The sequence below is a fragment of the Streptomyces sp. JW3 genome, from assembly GCF_052216785.1.
Lineage (GTDB): Bacteria > Actinomycetota > Actinomycetes > Streptomycetales > Streptomycetaceae > Streptomyces.
The window spans coordinates 1-17,386 of record NZ_JBQOUX010000102.1; the positions used below are offsets into that span (position 1 = coordinate 1).

Here is a 17,386-nt window from a genome sequence, read left to right on the forward strand (position 1 = left end):
GCATCGGGCGGATGCCCGATGCCGGGACATGCGCCCAACTTCCTTTGTCAGAAGCATTGACGGGGCGGCACCCCCCTCCTAACTTCAACGCGTCGTACTTCGTACGTCATATATGAGACGCGATACGCGAGATCCGAGAGGCGCACATGACCTCTGTGCCCATGCCGATCCCCTCCCGCACGCAGTACGTGCTCCAGGAGATCAAACGCCGCATCCTCACTGGCCGGCTGACGCCGGGTCAGGCCCTGGTGGAGACCGAACTCGCCGCACAGTTCGGGGTGTCCAAGACCCCGGTGCGCGAGGCGCTCAAGACCCTGGCCGGCACCGGACTGGTCGTGAACAGCCAGTACAAGGGCGTCACGGTGCGCATGGTGGACGCGGACATGGCACGCGAGGTCTACGACGTGCGGCTGCTCCTGGAGCCGGAGGCACTCAAGCGGGCCGTGCGCCGCGGCGCCTCCCTGGACGCCGCCCGGGACGCGCTGACCCGCGCCGAACGGGCCACCGACACCGCCGAACGGTCACTGGCCAACCGGGAGTTCCACCGCGCCCTCTACCTGCCCTGCGGCAACCCGCTGCTCGGCCGGATGCTCGACGAGGTCCGCGACCAGGCGGCCCTGGTCTCCGCCGTCGCCTGGGCCGCCGACCCGTCCTGGGAGCGGGAGGCCGGCGAGCACCAGCGGATCCTGCGGCTCGCCCTGGACGGCGACGCGGACGGTGCCGCCCGCGCCCTGCACGCGCACATCGCGTCCTTCGTCGAGCGGGCGTTCCCCGACGCCGCCAACCAGGAAGGCCAGGAATGAGCAGCGAGACGTTCGAGACCCAGCGGGCGGCCCTGGCCGACGTGGTCGCGATCCCGGTGACCCCGTTCGCCGCGGACGGCTCCGTCGACCCCGCCACGTACCGGGCCCTGCTGCGTCGCCTGCTGGACGCCGGCATCACCACCCTCACCCCGAACGGCAACACCGGCGAGTTCTACGCCCTCACCCCCGCCGAGCGCCGCCAGGTCACCGAGCTGACCGTCGAGGAGTCCGGTGGCCGGGCCGACATCCTGGTCGGCGTCGGCCACGACGTGCCGACCGCCGTCGCCTCCGCCCGGCACGCCCGCGACCTGGGCGTCACGATGGTGATGGTGCACCAGCCCGTGCACCCCTACGTCTCCCAGGCCGGCTGGGTCGACTACCACCGCGCGGTCGCCGAGGCCGTCCCCGAGCTGGGCGTCGTCCCCTACGTCCGCAACCCGCAGCTGGCCGGGGCGCGGCTGGCCGAGCTGGCCGACAGCTGCCCGAACGTGGTCGGCGTGAAGTACGCGGTGCCGGACGCGGCCAAGTTCGCCGCCTTCGCCCGGGACGCGGGCCTGGAGCGGTTCGTGTGGGTGGCGGGGCTGGCCGAGCCGTACGCCCCCTCCTACTTCTCGGCCGGCGCCACCGGCTTCACCTCCGGACTGGTCAACGTCGCCCCGGCGGTCTCCCGGAACATGATCGAGGCGCTGCGGGCGGGCGACTACCCGGCCGCCATGAAGGTCTGGGAGCAGATCCGCCGCTTCGAGGAGCTGCGCGCCGCCAACGGCTCCGCCAACAACGTCACCGTGGTCAAGGAGGCCCTCGCCTCGCTCGGCCTGTGCCGCCGCGAGGTCCGCCCGCCCAGCCGCCCGTTGCCCCAGGGCGAGCGCGCCGAGGTCGCCGAGATCGCCGCCGGATGGTCGATATGAAGACACCGGAGCAGCTCAGAAGCCACCAGTGGTACGGCACCGAGGGCCTGCGCACCTTCAGCCACCGGGCCCGCACCCGCCAGCTCGGCTACCTGCCCGAGGAGCACCTCGGCAAGCCGGTCATCGCCATCCTCAACACCTGGTCCGACATCAACCCCTGCCACGTCCACCTGCGCGACCGCGCGCAGGCGGTGAAGCGGGGCGTGTGGCAGGCGGGCGGCTTCCCGCTGGAGTTCCCGGTCGCCACGCTCAGCGAGACCTTCCAGAAGCCGACCCCGATGCTCTACCGCAACCTGCTCGCGATGGAGACCGAGGAACTGCTGCGCTCCTACCCGGTGGACGGGGCGGTCCTGATGGGCGGCTGCGACAAGTCGACGCCCGCGCTGCTGATGGGCGCCGCCTCCGTCGACCTGCCGGCCGTGTTCGTACCGGCCGGGCCGATGCTCCCCGGGCACTGGCGGGGCGAGACCCTCGGCAGCGGCACCGACATGTGGAAGTACTGGGACGACAAGCGGGCCGGCCTGATCGGCGACTGCGAGATGCAGGAACTGGAGAGCGGCCTGGCCCGCTCGCCGGGCCACTGCATGACGATGGGCACCGCCTCCACGCTGACCGCCGCCGCCGAGGCGCTCGGCGTCACCGTGCCGGGTGCCTCCAGCATCCCGGCCGTCGACTCCGGACACGACCGGATGGCCGCCGCGGCCGGGCTGCGCATCGTCGAACTGGTGCGCAAGGACCGCAAGCTCAGCGACATCCTCACCGCGGACGCCTTCGAGGACGCCGTCACCACCGTGCTCGGCCTCGGCGGCTCCACCAACGCGGTGATCCACCTGATCGCGATGGCCGGCCGCGCGGGGGTCACCCTCACCCTCGACGACTTCGACCGCGTCGCCCGCACCGTCCCGGTGCTGGCCAACGTCCGCCCCGGCGGACAGACGTACCTGATGGAGGACTTCCACTTCGCCGGCGGCCTGCCCGGCTTCCTCTCCCGCATCCCCGACCTGCTCCACCTGGACCGCCCCACGGTCTGTCACGACACGCTGCGCGAGCAGCTGGCCGGCGCCCAGGTGCACCACGACGACGTCATCCGGCCCCGCGACAACCCGGTCGCGAGCGAGGGCGGGGTCGCGGTGCTGCGCGGCAACCTCTGCCCGGACGGCGCCGTCATCAAGCACATCGCCGCCGAACCGCACCTGCTCCAGCACACCGGCACCGCCGTCGTCTTCGACGACTACAAGACCATGCAGCGCACCATCAACGACCCGGCGCTGAACATCACCGCCGACAGTGTGCTGGTGCTGCGGGGTTCCGGTCCCAAGGGCGGCCCGGGGATGCCCGAGTACGGCATGCTGCCGATCCCCGACCACCTGCTCAAGCAGGGGGTGCGGGACATGGTGCGGATCTCCGACGCCCGGATGAGCGGCACCAGTTACGGCGCCTGCGTGCTGCACGTCGCGCCCGAGTCGCACGTCGGCGGCCCGCTCGCGCTGGTCCGCACCGGCGACAGCATCACCCTCGACGTCGCGGCCCGCCGCCTCCAGCTCAACGTCGACGACGCGGAACTGGCCCGCCGCCGGGTGGACTGGACGCCGCCCCCGGCCCGCTACGAACGCGGCTACGGCGCGCTCTACAACGAACAGATCACCCAGGCCGACACCGGCTGCGACTTCGAGTTCCTGGCCCGTCCGGGCAAGGTGCAGGACCCGTACGCGGGCTGACCCCCCCGGTCGGCGGAAAGGCCGACGCACACCCCTGTCCATGCAGAAAGCGCTTCCTGTACGCACCACGCACACGTACGCACACGTACCAGAACGGAGAACAGTCATGGCCCAAGCCGCAGCCGTGGCGAAACCGCCCGCGCCACCGAGGCGGCGCCGTGCCTCCGCCACCCCGCGCAGGCTGCCGTACCTGCTGATCGCCCCGGCGGGTCTGCTGATGCTGGGTTTCATCGCCTACCCGGTCATCAGCGTCTTCTACTACAGCCTCCAGGAGTACAACCCGACCAAGCCGTGGCGGAACGGCTACGCGGGCTTCGACAACTTCGTCAAGATCTTCACCGACGACCCGGCCTTCTGGGACACCCTCGTCTTCAGCGCCAAGTGGGTCTTCGTCGAGGTCGGCCTGCAACTGCTCTTCGGACTCGCGCTCGCCCTGATCGTCAACCAGACCTTCGTCGGCCGGGCCCTGGGCCGCGCCCTGGTCTTCTCCCCGTGGGCCGTCTCCGGCGTGCTGACGTCCGCGATCTGGGTGCTGCTCTACAACTCCCAGACCGGCATCACCCGCTACCTCGCCGACATGGGCATCGGCTCCTACGGCACGAGCTGGCTGTCGGACACCTCGACCGTCTTCCCGGCGGCGATCGTCGCCGACCTGTGGCGCGGCGTGCCCTTCTTCGCGATCCTCATCCTCGCCGACCTCCAGTCCGTCTCCAAGGACCTGTACGAGGCCGCCGAGGTGGACGGCGCCAGCCGGATCAAGCAGTTCTGGCACATCACGCTGCCGCACCTGAAGGACGCGATCATCCTGTCCACACTGCTGCGCGCGGTGTGGGAGTTCAACAACGTCGACCTGCTCTACACCCTGACCGGCGGCGGACCGGCCGGCGAGACCACCACCCTGCCGCTCTACATCGCCAACACCTCGGTCGACGCCCATGACTTCGGCTACGCGTCCGCCCTGACCACGGTCGCGTTCGTGATCCTGCTCTTCTGCTCCATGGTCTATCTGCGGCTGAGCAAGTTCGGAGGCGACAACAAGTGATCACCAAGGAGGCCACCGCGGCCGCCCCCGCCGCCGAGCGGGCCGCCCCCGCCCCGCCGCGCCCCGTGAAGAAGAACCGCCCCGCCTGGGACGAGATCCCGCGCTGGCAGATCTACCTCCCGCTCGGCGTCTACCTCGTCTTCACCCTCATCCCCTTCTACTGGATCCTGCTCTTCTCCCTGCGCCCGGCCGGCTCCACCTCGCTGGTGCCCTGGCCGATCACCTTCGAGCACTTCGAGAAGGTCTGGACCGAGCGCAGCTTCGGCACCTACTTCGGCAACAGCGTCCTGGTCGGCGTCGCCACCCTGGTGATGACCACGGTCGTCGCCCTGGCCGGCGGCTACGCCCTGGCCCGCTTCGACTTCAAGGTCAAACGGGTCTTCATGCTGGCGCTGCTCTGCTCCCAGTTCGTGCCGGGCGCGCTGCTCCTGGTCCCGCTGTTCGAGATCTTCGCCGAACTGAAGATGATCAACTCCCTGGGCAGCGTCATCATCGCCGAGACCGTCTTCCAGCTCCCGCTGTCGATGATCCTGATCAGCAACTTCATCAAGAACGTGCCGTACTCCCTGGAGGAGGCCGCCTGGGTGGACGGCTGCGGCCGGCTGCGGGCCTTCCGGATCGTCGTCCTGCCGCTGCTGCGCCCCGGCATCATCGCGGTCGGCTCGTTCGCCTTCGTGCACTCCTGGAACCACTTCCTGTTCGCCCTGATGTTCCTCAACAACCAGGGCAAGCAGACCATCCCGGTCGGCCTCAACACCCTGATGAGCGCGGACAGCGTCGACCTCGGCGCGCTCGCCGCCGGCGGCATCATCGCGGCCGTCCCGGTCGTGCTGGTCTTCGCCTTCATCCAGAAGTGGCTGATCACCGGCTTCAGCGCGGGGGCGGTGAAGGGGTGAGCGCGACCGTACTCGTCGTCCCCGTACCCGTCGTCCTCGCCGGTGCCCGCGGGCACGGCCGCTGGCACCTGGCCAACCTGCGCCGCCTGGAGCGGGCGGGCCGCATCCGGGTGGCCGGGCTGTGCGAGCTGACCCCGCTCACCGCGGAGGAGTACGGCGCCGAACCGCCCGTCCAGTCCGCCGACTTCGGCGACCTGCTGGACCGTACCGGCGCGCGGGTGGCCGTCGTCTGCACCCCGATCCCGACCCACACCGACCTGGCGCTGACCGCCGCCCGGCGGGGCGTGCACCTGCTGCTGGAGAAGCCGCCGGCCCCGTCGTTCGCCGAGTTCCGGCGGATGGCCGACGGGGTCGCCGAGGCGGGCGTGGCCTGCCAGATCGGCTTCCAGTCGCTGGGCTCGGACGCCGTGCCGGCGATCCGGGACCTGGTCGCCGAGGGCGCCGTCGGCGAGGTCACCGGCATCGGCGGGGCCGGTGCCTGGGTGCGCGACGAGGCGTACTTCCGCCGCTCGCCCTGGGCCGGGCGGCGCCGCCTGGACGACGGCACCGACGTGGTCGACGGGGCACTCACCAACCCCCTCGCGCACGCCGTCGCCACCGCCCTCGTGCTCGGCGGCGCCACCCGCGACCAGGACGTCGCCGCCGTGGAGACCGAACTGCACCGCGCCAACGACATCGAGGCCGACGACACCTCCTGCGTCCGGGTCACCGCCCCCACCGGCCTGCGGATCACCGTCGCCGCCACCCTGTGCGCCGAACGGGCCGCCGAACCGTACGTCCTGGTGCACGGCACCCGGGGCCGGATCACCTTCTGGTACAAGCAGGACCGGGTCCTGGTCCAGCGGGCCGGCCACGGCCCCGAGGAGTACGAGCACGGCCGCACCGACCTGCTGGAGAACCTCCTCGACCACCTGGCGCACGGCACCGGCCTACTGGTCGAGCCCGACGCCACCGGCGCCTTCATGCGGGTCGTGGAGGCGATCCGCCGGGCCCCCGACCCCAGGCCGCTGCCCGAGACGGCCTGGCAGCGGATCGCCGCCGAGGGCCGCCGGACGGTCCCCGGTGTCGACGCCCTGGTCGAGTCCGCCGCCGGCACCCTTTCCCTCTACTCCGAGCTGGGCGCCCCCTGGGCCGCCGAGGAGGTGAGCCACCGATGACCGGCACCGACGCCCCGGTCCTGCGCGTCGCCGGCCGCCCCGTGGCCCGCTACGTCACCCGGCCCGAGCTGCCCGCCCGCTGCTCGCCCCGCCCCTACCTGCACCCCGTCACCACCCTGACCGGTACGGCGGTCACCGAGTTCGCGCCCGCCGACCACATCCACCACCTCGGCGTCGGTGTCGCCGTTCCCGACGTCGAGGGGCACAACTTCTGGGGCGGCCGCACCTACGTCCGCGACCAGGGCCCGACCGAGCTGGACAACCACGGCACCCAGCGGCACACCGCCTTCCCGCTGCGCGACTCCGACGGGTTCGTGGCGGAACTGCGCTGGACCGCCGCCGGCACCGAACTGCTGCGCGAGCGGCGCACGGTGGCGGCCACCGCGCTCACCGACCGGGCCTGGGCGCTGGACTTCACCTTCTCGCTGACCAACGTCACGGCCGGCCCGCTCACCATCGGCAGCCCCGCCACCAACGGCCGCCCCGGCGCGGCCTACGGCGGCTTCTTCTGGCGGGCCCGCAAGGAGGAGACCGCACCGGACGTCCTCACCCCGGACGCCGAGGGCGAGAGCGCCGCGCACGGCCGCCGGGCCGACTGGCTGGCGCTGGTCGGCGGTGACTGGTCGCTGGTCTTCGCCGGGGCCACCGACCGCACCCGCGAGGACCCCTGGTTCGTGCGCACCGAGGAGTATCCGGGCGTCGGCTCCTCGCTGGCCCACGACAGCCGGTTGGCGGTGGCCCCGGGCGACACGGCGGTCCGCCGGATCGTCACCGTCGTCGCCGACGGCCGGCTGGACGCCGACGGCGCCGCCGCGCTGGTCCGCAAGGCGGTGAGCCAGTGAGCAGCGGCACGTACCGCAACCCGGTGCTGAACGCCGACTGGTCCGACCCGGACGTGGTCCGCGTCGGCGACGACTTCTACCTGACCGCCTCCAGCTTCGGCCGGGCCCCCGGGCTGCCGCTGCTGCACTCCCGGAACCTGGTCGACTGGACGCTGCTGGGCCATGCCCTCGATCACCTCGAACCGGCTGAGCGGTTCGCCGTCCCCCGGCACGACGGCGGCGTCTGGGCCCCGTCCCTGCGCCACCACGACGGGCGTTTCTGGATCTTCTGGGGCGACCCCGACCAGGGCGTCTTCCAGATCAACGCCCCCGCCGCCGAGGGCCCGTGGACCCGCCCGCATCTGGTCAAGGAGGGCAAGGGCCTGATCGACCCGTGCCCGCTGTGGGACGACGAGAGCGGCGAGGCGTACCTCGTGCACGCCTGGGCCAAGTCCCGCTCCGGCGTCAAGAACCGCCTCACCGGCCACCGCATGCGGCCGGACGGCACCGGGCTGCTGGACGAGGGCAAGGTGATCGTCGACGCCGACCGCATCCCCGGCTGGTTCACCCTGGAGGGCCCCAAGCTCTACCGGCACGACGGCTGGTTCTGGATCCTCGCCCCGGCCGGGGGAGTGGAGACCGGCTGGCAGGGCGCCTTCCGCGCCCGCGACTTCTTCGGCCCTTACGAGGAACGGGTCGTCCTGGAACAGCAGGGCACCGACGTCAACGGCCCCCACCAGGGCGGCTGGGTGCGCACCGCGGCCGGCGAGGACTGGTTCCTGCACTTCCAGCAGCGCGGCGCGTACGGCAGGGTGGTGCACCTCCAGCCGATGCGCTGGGACGCGGCCGACGGCTGGCCGGTGCTCGGCGACGACGGCGCGCCCGTCACCGAACACCGGCGGCCCGCCCTGCCGCCCGGGCCGGCGGCGCCCGCCACCGCTTCCGCCCCCGCCACCGACGACGACTTCCCCGGCGGCCGGTACGGCCCCCAGTGGTCCTGGACGGCCAACCCCGGGGACGGCTGGACCGTCCCGCACGCCGGGGACGGGCTGCGGCTGGCCTGCGTCCGCTCGGCCGACGCGCACGACCCGCGCAAGCTGCCCAACGTCCTCACCCAGCGGCTGCCCGGCACCCCGTGCGCGGTCGAGGTCGACCTGCGGCTCGACAGTACCGAGCCGGGGGCGCGGGCCGGGCTCGTCGTCCTCGGGGACGCGTTCTGCTGGATCGGGCTCCAGCGGGGCGCGGACGGGGCCGTGCATCTGGTGCACCGGTTCGGGGAAAGCGTGGCGGAGGCCGAACGGGACGCCGCCCACGCCCGGCTCGCCCCGGACGGCCGGGCCCGGCTGCGGATCGACATCGGGCCGCAGGCCCGCTGCCGGTTCACCGCCGACACCGGCGACGGCCTGCGCCCCTCGGGGCAGGTCTTCGCCGCCACGCCCTGGCGTTGGGTCGGCGCCCTGCTCGGCCTGTTCGCGCTCGCGCCGCCCGGCGGGGGCGAGCCGGGCACGGCCGGCGGCACCCGGTTCCGCATCACCGCCTCGTAGCCATCCCCCCACGTGTTCAGCACCTTCATCGCACCGCTCGATCCAGTGTTTGATCCAGAGAAGAGAGCCGACTCATGAAGATCAGCATGCGCAGCAGCACCGGCAGGCGCCGCACGCCGGCCGTCATCGCCCTGGGGGCCGTACTCGCGCTGACCGTCACCGCCTGCGGGGACGACGGCAGCGGATCGGGCGGCGACGGCGGCGAGGGCAGCGGCAAGGGGAAGATCACCTTCTGGGACAACAACGGCGGGGTCCGCACCGACATCTGGAAGGAGATCATCGCCGACTTCGAGAAGGCCAACCCGGACATCGACGTCGAGTACGTCGGGATCGCCGCCACCGAGTACCAGTCGAAGGTCGACACCGCCATCCAGGGCGGCGGGCTGCCGGACGTCGGCGGGGTGGGCGCGGCCATGCTGGCCGGGTTCGCCGCGCAGAACGCGCTGGACCCGCTGGACGACCGGCTCGCGACGTCCTCGCTGAACGGCAAGCTCAACAAGGACATGGTCGAGTCGCTGAAGGCGGCCGGCGGCGGCGACGGCACGCTGTACTCGGTGCCGACCTCCGCCAACAACGGCGTCCTCTACTACCGCACCGACCTGTTCGACAAGGAGGGTCTGAAGGAGCCGTCCACCTGGGACGCCTTCTTCGAGGCCGCCGAGAAGCTCACCGACTCCGGCGACAACAAGTTCGGGTACACCATCCGCGGCGGCGCCGGTTCCATCGCGCAGGCCCTGGACGCGATGTACGGGCAGTCCGGGATCACCTCGTTCTGGGACTCCGCCGGGGCGAAGACCACCGTCAACGACCCGAAGAACGTCGCGGCGCTGGAGAAGTACGCCGACCTGTTCAAGAAGGTCACGCCGGCCGCCGACCTGAACAACGACTTCACCAAGATGGTCGCCCAGTGGGACTCGGGCACGATCGGGATGCTCAACCACAACCTGGGCTCCTACCAGGACCATGTGAAGGCGTTCGGCGAGGACAAGTTCCGCGGCATCCCGCAGCCGGTGGGACCCGGCGGCCAGCGGGTGCAGGTGTCCAACCCGGTGGACGGTCTTGGCGTGTTCAAGAACTCCAAGAACAAGGAAGCGGCCTGGAAGTTCATCGAGTTCGCCGTCTCGCACGAGGAGAACTCGAAGTTCAACGAGTCGGCCGGGCAGGTGCCGGCCAACAACGACGCGGCCAAGGACGCGTGGGTGTCGGAGGCGGAGCCGACGAAGCTGGCGGCCGAGGCGTTGACGGACGGTTCCACGACCATCGTCCAGCTTCCTTACTATCTGCCGGACTGGAACACGATCTCCAAGGCGGACAACGAGCCGAACTTCCAGAAGGTGCTGTTGGGGAAGATGTCGGCGAAGGAATTCCTGGACACGGTGGCCGATCAGCTGAACGAGGCGCAGGCCGAGTGGAATGAGCAGAAGGGCTGACATGCGTTGTGGGGCGGCCCGTTTCTTCGCAGGGTGCGGGCCGTCCCTGGTTGATCGCGCAGTTCCCCGCGTCCCTGGGGGCGTATCCTCCTCCGCGTTGAAAGGTTGACCGGCGTGTCCCTCAGCCGCAGACAAGTCACCGCCGCTGCCGTCGCTTCCGTGCCTCTGGCCTTTTCCGCCACCGGTACCGCGCAAGCCGGTGGGCGTCGTCGCACCCTCTACATCGCCGGTGATTCCACCGCCGCCCAGAAATACGCCGACGCCGCGCCCGAGACCGGGTGGGGAATGGCGCTGCCCTTCTTTCTCCGCAAGGAACTGCCCGTCGCCAATCACGCGGTGAACGGGCGGAGTTCCCGGAGTTTCGTCGACGAGGGGCGGCTGGAGGTGATTCTCGGGGAGATCAGGCACGGTGACCTCCTCCTGATCCAGTTCGCGCACAACGACGAGAAGAGCGAGGACCCGGTCCGATACACCGAGCCCTGGACCACGTACCAGGAGTACCTGCGGAGGTACGTCGACGGGGCCCGGGAGCGCGGGGCGCGGCCGGTGCTCGTCACGCCCGTCGAGCGGCGCCGGTTCGACGCGGCCGGGACCGCGCAGCCGAGCCACGGGGAGTACCCGGCGGCCATGCGGGCGCTCGCCGCCGAGGAGGGCGTCGCGCTGCTGGACGTGCAGGCGCTGTCGCTCGCGCGGTGGCAGCGGCTCGGGGTGGAGGGGACCAAGACGTACTTCAACTGGACCGCCACCGAACAGGACAACACCCACTTCAACCCGCCCGGCGCCATCGAGGTGGCCCGGCTCGTGGTGCGCGAGCTGCTGCGCACCCGGGTGCTGGGGCACCGTGACGCGCGCCGGCTGGACGCGGAGATCCCCGTGTCCTGGATCAGCTGGCCCACCGCCTGACACCGACGTATCCCAAGGAGAGCCGCACACATGAAGACAGCACACATGAAGACACAAAGATGGCATGGGCATGTCATAGGAAAGGGTGCCGCGCTGGCCGGGTGCACCGCCCTGGTGCTGGCGCTGACGGCCGCCGGTGCCGAGGCCCGCCCGCAGCACCGGGACCCGGCCCGGCAGACGCTGGCCGCGCACGACGGCTGGGCGTCGTACGGGACCGGGACGACCGGGGGCGCGGCCGCGGACGCCGCGCACGTGTACACCGTCACCACCTGGGCCGAGTTCAAGGCGGCGCTGGCGGCGGACGGCACCGCGCCCCGGATCATCAAGGTCAAGGGCACCATCGACGCCGTGTCCGAGGGCTGCGACGCGTTCGCCGCGCCCGGCTACGACTTCGACGCCTACCTCGACGCGTACTCCCCGGAGAACTGGGGGTACGACACCGACCTCAGCGCCGAGCCCGACGACAGCCCCGAGGGGCTGCGGCGGGCCTCCGCCGCCCAGCAGGACCAGGCCATCAAGGCCGACATCCCGGCCGACACCACCATCATCGGGGTCGGCCGGAACGCCGGCATCAAGGGCGCCAGTCTCCAGATCAAGGCCGTGGACAACGTCATCGTCCGCAACCTGACCTTCGAGAGCCCCGTCGACTGCTTCCCGCAGTGGGACCCGACGGACGGCGACACCGGCAACTGGAACAGCGAGTACGACAGCACGGTGGTGTACGGCGCCACCCATGTCTGGCTGGACCACAACACGTTCACCGACGGGGCGCACCCCGACAGCGCGGCCCCGACCTACTTCGGCATGCTGTACCAGCAGCACGACGGGCAGCTCGACATCGTGCGCGGCGCCGACTACGTGACCGCCTCCTGGAACGTGTTCAGCGACCACGACAAGACGATCCTGATCGGCAACAGCGACAGCGAGTCCACGGCGGTCGGCGACCGGGGGCACCTGAAGGCGACGTTCCACCACAACCTGTTCAAGAACCTCGTCGAGCGGGCGCCCCGGGTCCGGTTCGGCCAGGTCGACGTCTACGACAACCACTTCGTGGCGAACGAGGACTACGCCTACAGCTTCGGCGTCGGCAAGGAGTCCGCCCTCGTCGCCGAGCACAACGCCTTCACGCTGCCGGCCGGGGTCAGTGCCGCGCAGGTGCTGAAGAAATGGAGCGAGGCGCCGGTCACCGCCGCCCACAACCGGGTCAACGGCAAGTCCGTGGACCTGATCGCCGTGCACAACGCGGAGCTCCCGGCCGAGACCCTCACCGCCGGCGCGGGCTGGACACCGACCCTGCGCACCAAGGTCGATCCGGCGAAGGCCGTGCCCGGTCTGGTCGACCGGGGGGCCGGCGCCGGACGGCTGCGCTAGCCCACGCGACGGGCCGGGGCGGCCCCCACCGCCCCGGCCCACCGGAGATCCCCCTCCTGACCTGATCCGAAGGAGCACCCGCATGCCCCGCCCCGTCCCCGCCCCGCTGTCCCGCCCGTCCCGCAGAGGCTTCCTGCTCGCCGCCGCCGGCGCGGGCGCCGCCCTCGGCCTCGCCGCCACCCCCGCCACCGCCGGTGCCGGGCACCGCCCGTTCGGCCGCTACGGCTCCCCGGCCGCCCGGCTCACCCCGGGCACCCTGTACGTCGACCCGCGCGGCCGGGGCGACTTCACCTCCGTGCAGGCCGCCGTCACCGCCGCCACCGGCACCGGCCGCACCCTGGTCCTCGCGCCCGGCACCTACCGGGAGACGGTCACCGTCGACGCCACCCGCACCGACGCCACCTGGATCGGCGCCTCCGAGGACCCCCGCGACACCGTCATCGTCTACGCCAACGCGGCGGGCACCCCGAAGCCGGACGGCTCCGGCACCTACGGCACCAGCGGCTCGGCCACCACCACGGTTGCCGCCGACGGCTTCACCGCCCGCTGGATCACCTTCGCCAACGACTGGCTGCGCAGCGACAACCCGGACTACACCGGCACCCAGGCCGTCGCCCTCAAGGCGCAGGGCGACCGGACCGCCTTCCACCACTGCCGCTTCCTCGGCCACCAGGACACCCTGTACGCCGACACCCGCGACCTGACCCTCTTCGCCCGGCAGTACTACGCGCACTGCTACGTGGAGGGCGACGTCGACTTCGTCTTCGGCCGGGCGACGGCCGTCTACGCGCACTGCCACTTCCGCACCCTGGTCCGCACCGACCTGGCGGCGGCGCCGTACGGCTTCGTCTTCGCGCCCTCCACGGCGGGCGCCAACCCGCGCGGCTACCTGGTGACCGACAGCCGGATCAGCAGCGAAGCCCCCGACGGCTACTACAAGCTGGCCCGCCCCTGGGTGCCCAGCTCCGACACCACCGCCCGCCCGATGCTCACCGTGCGCGACACCCGGCTCGGCGCGGGCATCGACGCGGTCGCGCCCTACGCCAACATGCGCGACGCCTACCCGTGGCAGGAACAGCGCTTCCGCGAGTACCGCAACACCGGCCCCGGCGCCGCCATCACCGTCCCGGCGAACCGGCCCCAGCTCACCCGCGCCGAGGCCGCCGCCCACACCAAGGCGGCCTACCTGGGCGACTGGCGGCCCCGTGCGTAGCGCCTGGGCCGCCGCGCTGCCGGCCTGCGCGGCCCTGCTGCTGCCCGCCGCCCCCGCGTCGGCCGCCGCCCCCGGCCCGGTCGGCTGGGCCTCCGCCGGCCCCGGCACCACCGGCGGGGCGGGCGGCCGGACCTGGACCGTGCACACCCGCGCCGAACTGAAGCAGGCGCTGGCCAATGACGGTGACCCGACCGCGCCCAAGGTGATCCGGGTGGCCGGCGCCATCGACGGCCACCAGGCGGACGACGGCACCTCGCTCGGCGCCCAGGACTACGCGCCCGGCTACGACCTCGCCCAGTACATGTCCTGCTTCGGCGCGGACGGCACCACCTGGTCCGACACCCGCTACGACTACTGCAAACGGCAGCGCCAGCTCCGGCAGACCGGGTCGAACAACGAGAAGGCCCAGATCCAGCTGACCGTGCCCAGCAACACCACCCTGGTCGGCACCGGGAACGGCGCCGCGCTGCTCGGCGTCTTCCTGACCGTCAACACCGGCAGCGACATCGTCGTCCGCAACCTGCGGCTCGAAGCACCCGTCGACCACTTCACCAGCTGGTCCCCGGACGACGGCACGAGCGGCAACTGGAACGCCCGGTTCGACGCGATGACCGTCATCACCGGCACGCACATCTGGATCGACCACTGCGTCTTCACCGACGGCCGCTTCCCCGACCGCGCGGCCCCGTCCGGCTTCCACGGCGAACACGTCCAACGGCACGACGGGCTGCTGGACATCGAGGACGGCGCCGACTTCATCACCGTCTCCGACAGCCGCTTCGAGGACCACGACAAGGCGCTGCTGATCGGCTCCGGGGACAGCCGCGCCGACCGGGACCGGGGCCATCTGAAGGTGACCTTCGCCCGCAACCTCTTCACCGGCATCGCCCAGCGCGCCCCACGGGTCCGCTTCGGGCAGGTGCACGTGGTCAACAACGTGTACCGGGGGCGGCCCGCCGACACGCTGTACGCGCTGGGGGTCGGGGTCGAGTCGGCGCTCTTCTCCGAGCGCAACGTCTTCACGTACCCGAGGGGCGGTCCCGCGCTGGCCGTCGCGGCCTACGGGGGCACGGCGTTCCACGACACCGGCTCCTGGTTCAACGGGCGCCCCGCCCACCTGGACGCCGTGGCGCGCGGCCTCGGCCTCGGCACCGACGTGGGCTGGGACCCGGCCGACGTCTACCCCTACCGGGCGCTGACCAGTGCGCACGCCGTCGAGGAGTACGTCCTGCTCCACGCCGGCACCGGGAGGTCCCATGACCGCGCGTGAACCACTGGGCCGCCGGACCTTCGTCGCCGGGGCGGCCGGCGCCGCGCTGTTCACCGGCGCGGGCGCGGGCACCGCACGGGCGGAGGACCTCGTGGGCGGCAACCTGCTCGACTTCCACCAGGCCCTCAAGGACGAGCTGCGCTTCCCGCTCGCCTGGGGCACCTCGCCGCAGCGCGACTTCCGGGCCTGGCGGCGCACCGCCCGCCGGACCGCCGAGGACCACCTCCTCGTCGACGACCAGCAAGGCACCCCGTACGACCCCGAGTTCACCGATGGACCCGACGGCGACGGCTACCGGCGGCAGTCGGTGACGGTCTCCCTCACCCGGCACACCCGGGTGCGCGGCAGCCTGCTCGTCCCGCACGGCGCCGGGCCGTTCCCCGCCGTACTCCTGCTGCACGACCACGGCGCCAAGTTCGACATCGGCAAGGAGAAGTGCGTCCGGCCCTGGGACGACGAGACCCGGCTCGCCTCCGCCCAGGCGTGGGCGGACAAGCTGCTCAGCAGCCGGTTCGTCGGCGACGAACTGGCCCGGCGCGGCTACGCGGTGCTCTGCCTGGACGCCCTCGGCTGGGGCGACCGGGGCCCCGTCAGCTACGAACAGCAGCAGGCGCTGGCCGCCAACCTCTACAACCTCGGCTCCTCGCTCGCCGGGCTGACGGCCCGCGAGGACGCCCGCGCCGCCGGCTTCCTGGCCGGCCTCGACCACGTCGACGCCCGCCGCGTCGCCGCCGTCGGCTTCTCCATGGGCGGCTACCGGGCCTGGCAGACGGCAGCCCTCAGCGACGATGTCGCCGCCGCCGCCAGCGTCTGCTGGATGACCGGCCTGAAGGAGATGATGGTCCCCGGCAACAACACGCTGCGCGGGCAGTCGGCGTACTACATGCTCCACCCCGGCCTCGCCCGGCACCTCGACATCCCCGACGTGGCGAGCATCGCCGCGCCCCGGCCGATGTACTTCGTCGACGGCGAGCAGGACACCCTCTTCACCCCCGACGGCGTGACGGCGGCCTACGCGAAGCTGCGCGCCGTCTGGGACTCCCGCCGCGCCGGGCACCGGCTGCGCACCGAGCTGTGGCCGGGCGTCGGACATGTCTTCACCGCCCCCATGCAGGACGAGGTCTTCACCTGGCTGGACTCCGTCCTGCGCTGACCCCGCGATCCCCACCCGTACGAGAAAGGACCCGCACCCCATGTCTCGTCGTACCGCACTCCTGACCGCCGCCGCGCTCGCGCTCGGCACCGGCGCCGCCGCCCTGCCCACCCCGGCGCAGGCCGCCACCGTGGTCGTCAGCAACGTGACCGACCTGTCCAACGCCGTCAAGAACGCCACCGCCGGCACCGTCATCCAGGTGCGCGGCGGCACCTACTACCCGACCGCCACCCTCCAGTCCACGGTCAACGGCACCTCGTCGGCGCCGGTGACGCTCACCGCGTACGGCTCGGAGACGGTGAAGATCGACGGCTCGAACCTCCCCGACGGCGACTGGATCTTCAAACTGACCGCCGACTACTGGAACGTCTCCAACCTGACCTTCCAGAACTCCCCGGACAGCGCCGTCGTCTGCACGTCCTGCACCGGCACCAACTGGAGCAACGTCAAGACCATCAACGGCGGCGACTCCGGCTTCACCCTCACCGGGGACGGGACCGTGAACAACACCGTCCGCAACCTCGACTCCTACGGGCACTACGACGCCGCCAATCATGGCGAGAACGCCGACGGGATCGCCGTGAAGTACGGCTCCGGCAGCGGCAACCTCATCACCGGGGCGCGCCTCTACAACAACTCGGACGACGGGCTCGACTTCTGGTCGTTCTCCTCGCCGGTCACCGTCGAGCACACCTGGTCCTTCGGCAACGGCAAGAACCGCTGGTCCGACTCGGCGTTCGCGGGCGACGGCAACGGCTACAAGCTGGGCGGCGACGGCGAGACCGTCGCGCACGTCGTCAACAACTCGGCCGCCTGGGACGACGCGGGCAACGGCTTCACCGAGAACTCCAACACCGGCGCCATCGTCATCAACCGCACCACCGCCTACGCCAACGGCAAGTGGGGCTACTACTTCGCCACCGGCGCCGCCCGGCTCGGCAAGAACCTCGCCGTGAGCAACGGCGGCGGCTCGGTCAGCAGGGGCTCCTCGGTGGTCTCGGCCGGCAACAACTGGGACTCCGGCATCGCCACCCCGGCCTTCGTGTCGACCGACGCCACCACCGTCTACAACGCCCGCGGCGCCGGCGGCACGCTGCCCGCCACCACCTTCCTGACGACGGGCAGCACGACCATCGGCGCGACGATGAACTGACCCG

Annotated in this window: 15 protein-coding genes; all 15 read left to right on the plus strand. The window is 71.9% G+C overall.

The window, feature by feature from the left end; translation table 11 throughout:
- Positions 1 to 146: 146 nt before the first annotated feature.
- Entirely contained in the window at positions 147 to 803 is a 657-nt protein-coding gene (locus ACTT8P_RS30400) for a GntR family transcriptional regulator (RefSeq protein WP_442834989.1), read from the plus strand.
- Positions 800 to 1,711, plus strand: coding sequence for a dihydrodipicolinate synthase family protein (locus ACTT8P_RS30405; protein ID WP_442834990.1), 912 nt, complete (start codon positions 800 to 802; stop codon positions 1,709 to 1,711). Before ACTT8P_RS30400 ends, ACTT8P_RS30405 begins: the two co-directional genes overlap by 4 nt.
- Positions 1,699 to 3,429: an L-arabinonate dehydratase gene (gene araD, locus ACTT8P_RS30410; protein WP_442834991.1), complete on the plus strand. Its 1,731-nt coding sequence runs from the start codon at positions 1,699 to 1,701 to the stop codon at positions 3,427 to 3,429. Before ACTT8P_RS30405 ends, araD begins: the two co-directional genes overlap by 13 nt.
- Before the next feature lie 106 nt (positions 3,430 to 3,535).
- A complete protein-coding gene (locus tag ACTT8P_RS30415) occupies positions 3,536 to 4,471 on the plus strand; it encodes a carbohydrate ABC transporter permease (protein ID WP_442834992.1) in 936 nt (311 codons plus the stop codon).
- Positions 4,468 to 5,367, plus strand: a complete 900-nt coding sequence (locus ACTT8P_RS30420; protein ID WP_442834993.1) for a carbohydrate ABC transporter permease — start codon at positions 4,468 to 4,470, stop codon at positions 5,365 to 5,367. Before ACTT8P_RS30415 ends, ACTT8P_RS30420 begins: the two co-directional genes overlap by 4 nt.
- The gene (locus ACTT8P_RS30425; protein WP_442834994.1) at positions 5,364 to 6,524 is read left to right on the plus strand and encodes a Gfo/Idh/MocA family protein; all 1,161 of its coding nucleotides are present in this window, start codon (positions 5,364 to 5,366) and stop codon (positions 6,522 to 6,524) included. The genes ACTT8P_RS30420 and ACTT8P_RS30425 overlap by 4 nt, the downstream gene beginning before the upstream one ends.
- Positions 6,521 to 7,366, plus strand: coding sequence for a PmoA family protein (locus tag ACTT8P_RS30430; protein WP_442834995.1), 846 nt, complete (start codon positions 6,521 to 6,523; stop codon positions 7,364 to 7,366). The genes ACTT8P_RS30425 and ACTT8P_RS30430 overlap by 4 nt, the downstream gene beginning before the upstream one ends.
- Positions 7,363 to 8,889 (plus strand): family 43 glycosylhydrolase, encoded by a 1,527-nt coding sequence (locus tag ACTT8P_RS30435; RefSeq protein WP_442834996.1) that lies wholly within the window; start codon positions 7,363 to 7,365, stop codon positions 8,887 to 8,889. Before ACTT8P_RS30430 ends, ACTT8P_RS30435 begins: the two co-directional genes overlap by 4 nt.
- Positions 8,890 to 8,963: 74 nt before the next feature.
- Positions 8,964 to 10,319 carry an ABC transporter substrate-binding protein gene (locus ACTT8P_RS30440; protein WP_442834997.1) on the plus strand — a complete coding sequence of 452 codons (1,356 nt, stop codon included), beginning with the start codon at positions 8,964 to 8,966 and terminating at the stop codon, positions 10,317 to 10,319.
- A 114-nt stretch (positions 10,320 to 10,433) separates the two neighbouring features.
- Entirely contained in the window at positions 10,434 to 11,222 is a 789-nt protein-coding gene (locus tag ACTT8P_RS30445; RefSeq protein WP_442834998.1) for a rhamnogalacturonan acetylesterase, read from the plus strand.
- A gap of 45 nt (positions 11,223 to 11,267) precedes the next feature.
- Complete coding sequence (locus tag ACTT8P_RS30450; RefSeq protein ID WP_442835010.1) at positions 11,268 to 12,593, plus strand: pectate lyase family protein; 1,326 nt, start codon at positions 11,268 to 11,270, stop codon at positions 12,591 to 12,593.
- Between the two features lie 82 nt (positions 12,594 to 12,675).
- The gene (locus ACTT8P_RS30455) at positions 12,676 to 13,806 is read left to right on the plus strand and encodes a pectinesterase family protein (RefSeq protein ID WP_442834999.1); all 1,131 of its coding nucleotides are present in this window, start codon (positions 12,676 to 12,678) and stop codon (positions 13,804 to 13,806) included.
- Positions 13,799 to 15,076: a pectate lyase family protein gene (locus ACTT8P_RS30460; protein ID WP_442835000.1), complete on the plus strand. Its 1,278-nt coding sequence runs from the start codon at positions 13,799 to 13,801 to the stop codon at positions 15,074 to 15,076. The genes ACTT8P_RS30455 and ACTT8P_RS30460 overlap by 8 nt, the downstream gene beginning before the upstream one ends.
- Complete coding sequence (locus ACTT8P_RS30465) at positions 15,063 to 16,229, plus strand: dienelactone hydrolase family protein (protein WP_442835001.1); 1,167 nt, start codon at positions 15,063 to 15,065, stop codon at positions 16,227 to 16,229. The genes ACTT8P_RS30460 and ACTT8P_RS30465 overlap by 14 nt, the downstream gene beginning before the upstream one ends.
- A 40-nt stretch (positions 16,230 to 16,269) precedes the next feature.
- The gene (locus ACTT8P_RS30470) at positions 16,270 to 17,382 is read left to right on the plus strand and encodes a right-handed parallel beta-helix repeat-containing protein (protein WP_442835002.1); all 1,113 of its coding nucleotides are present in this window, start codon (positions 16,270 to 16,272) and stop codon (positions 17,380 to 17,382) included.
- The last annotated feature ends 4 nt before the right edge of the window (positions 17,383 to 17,386 follow it).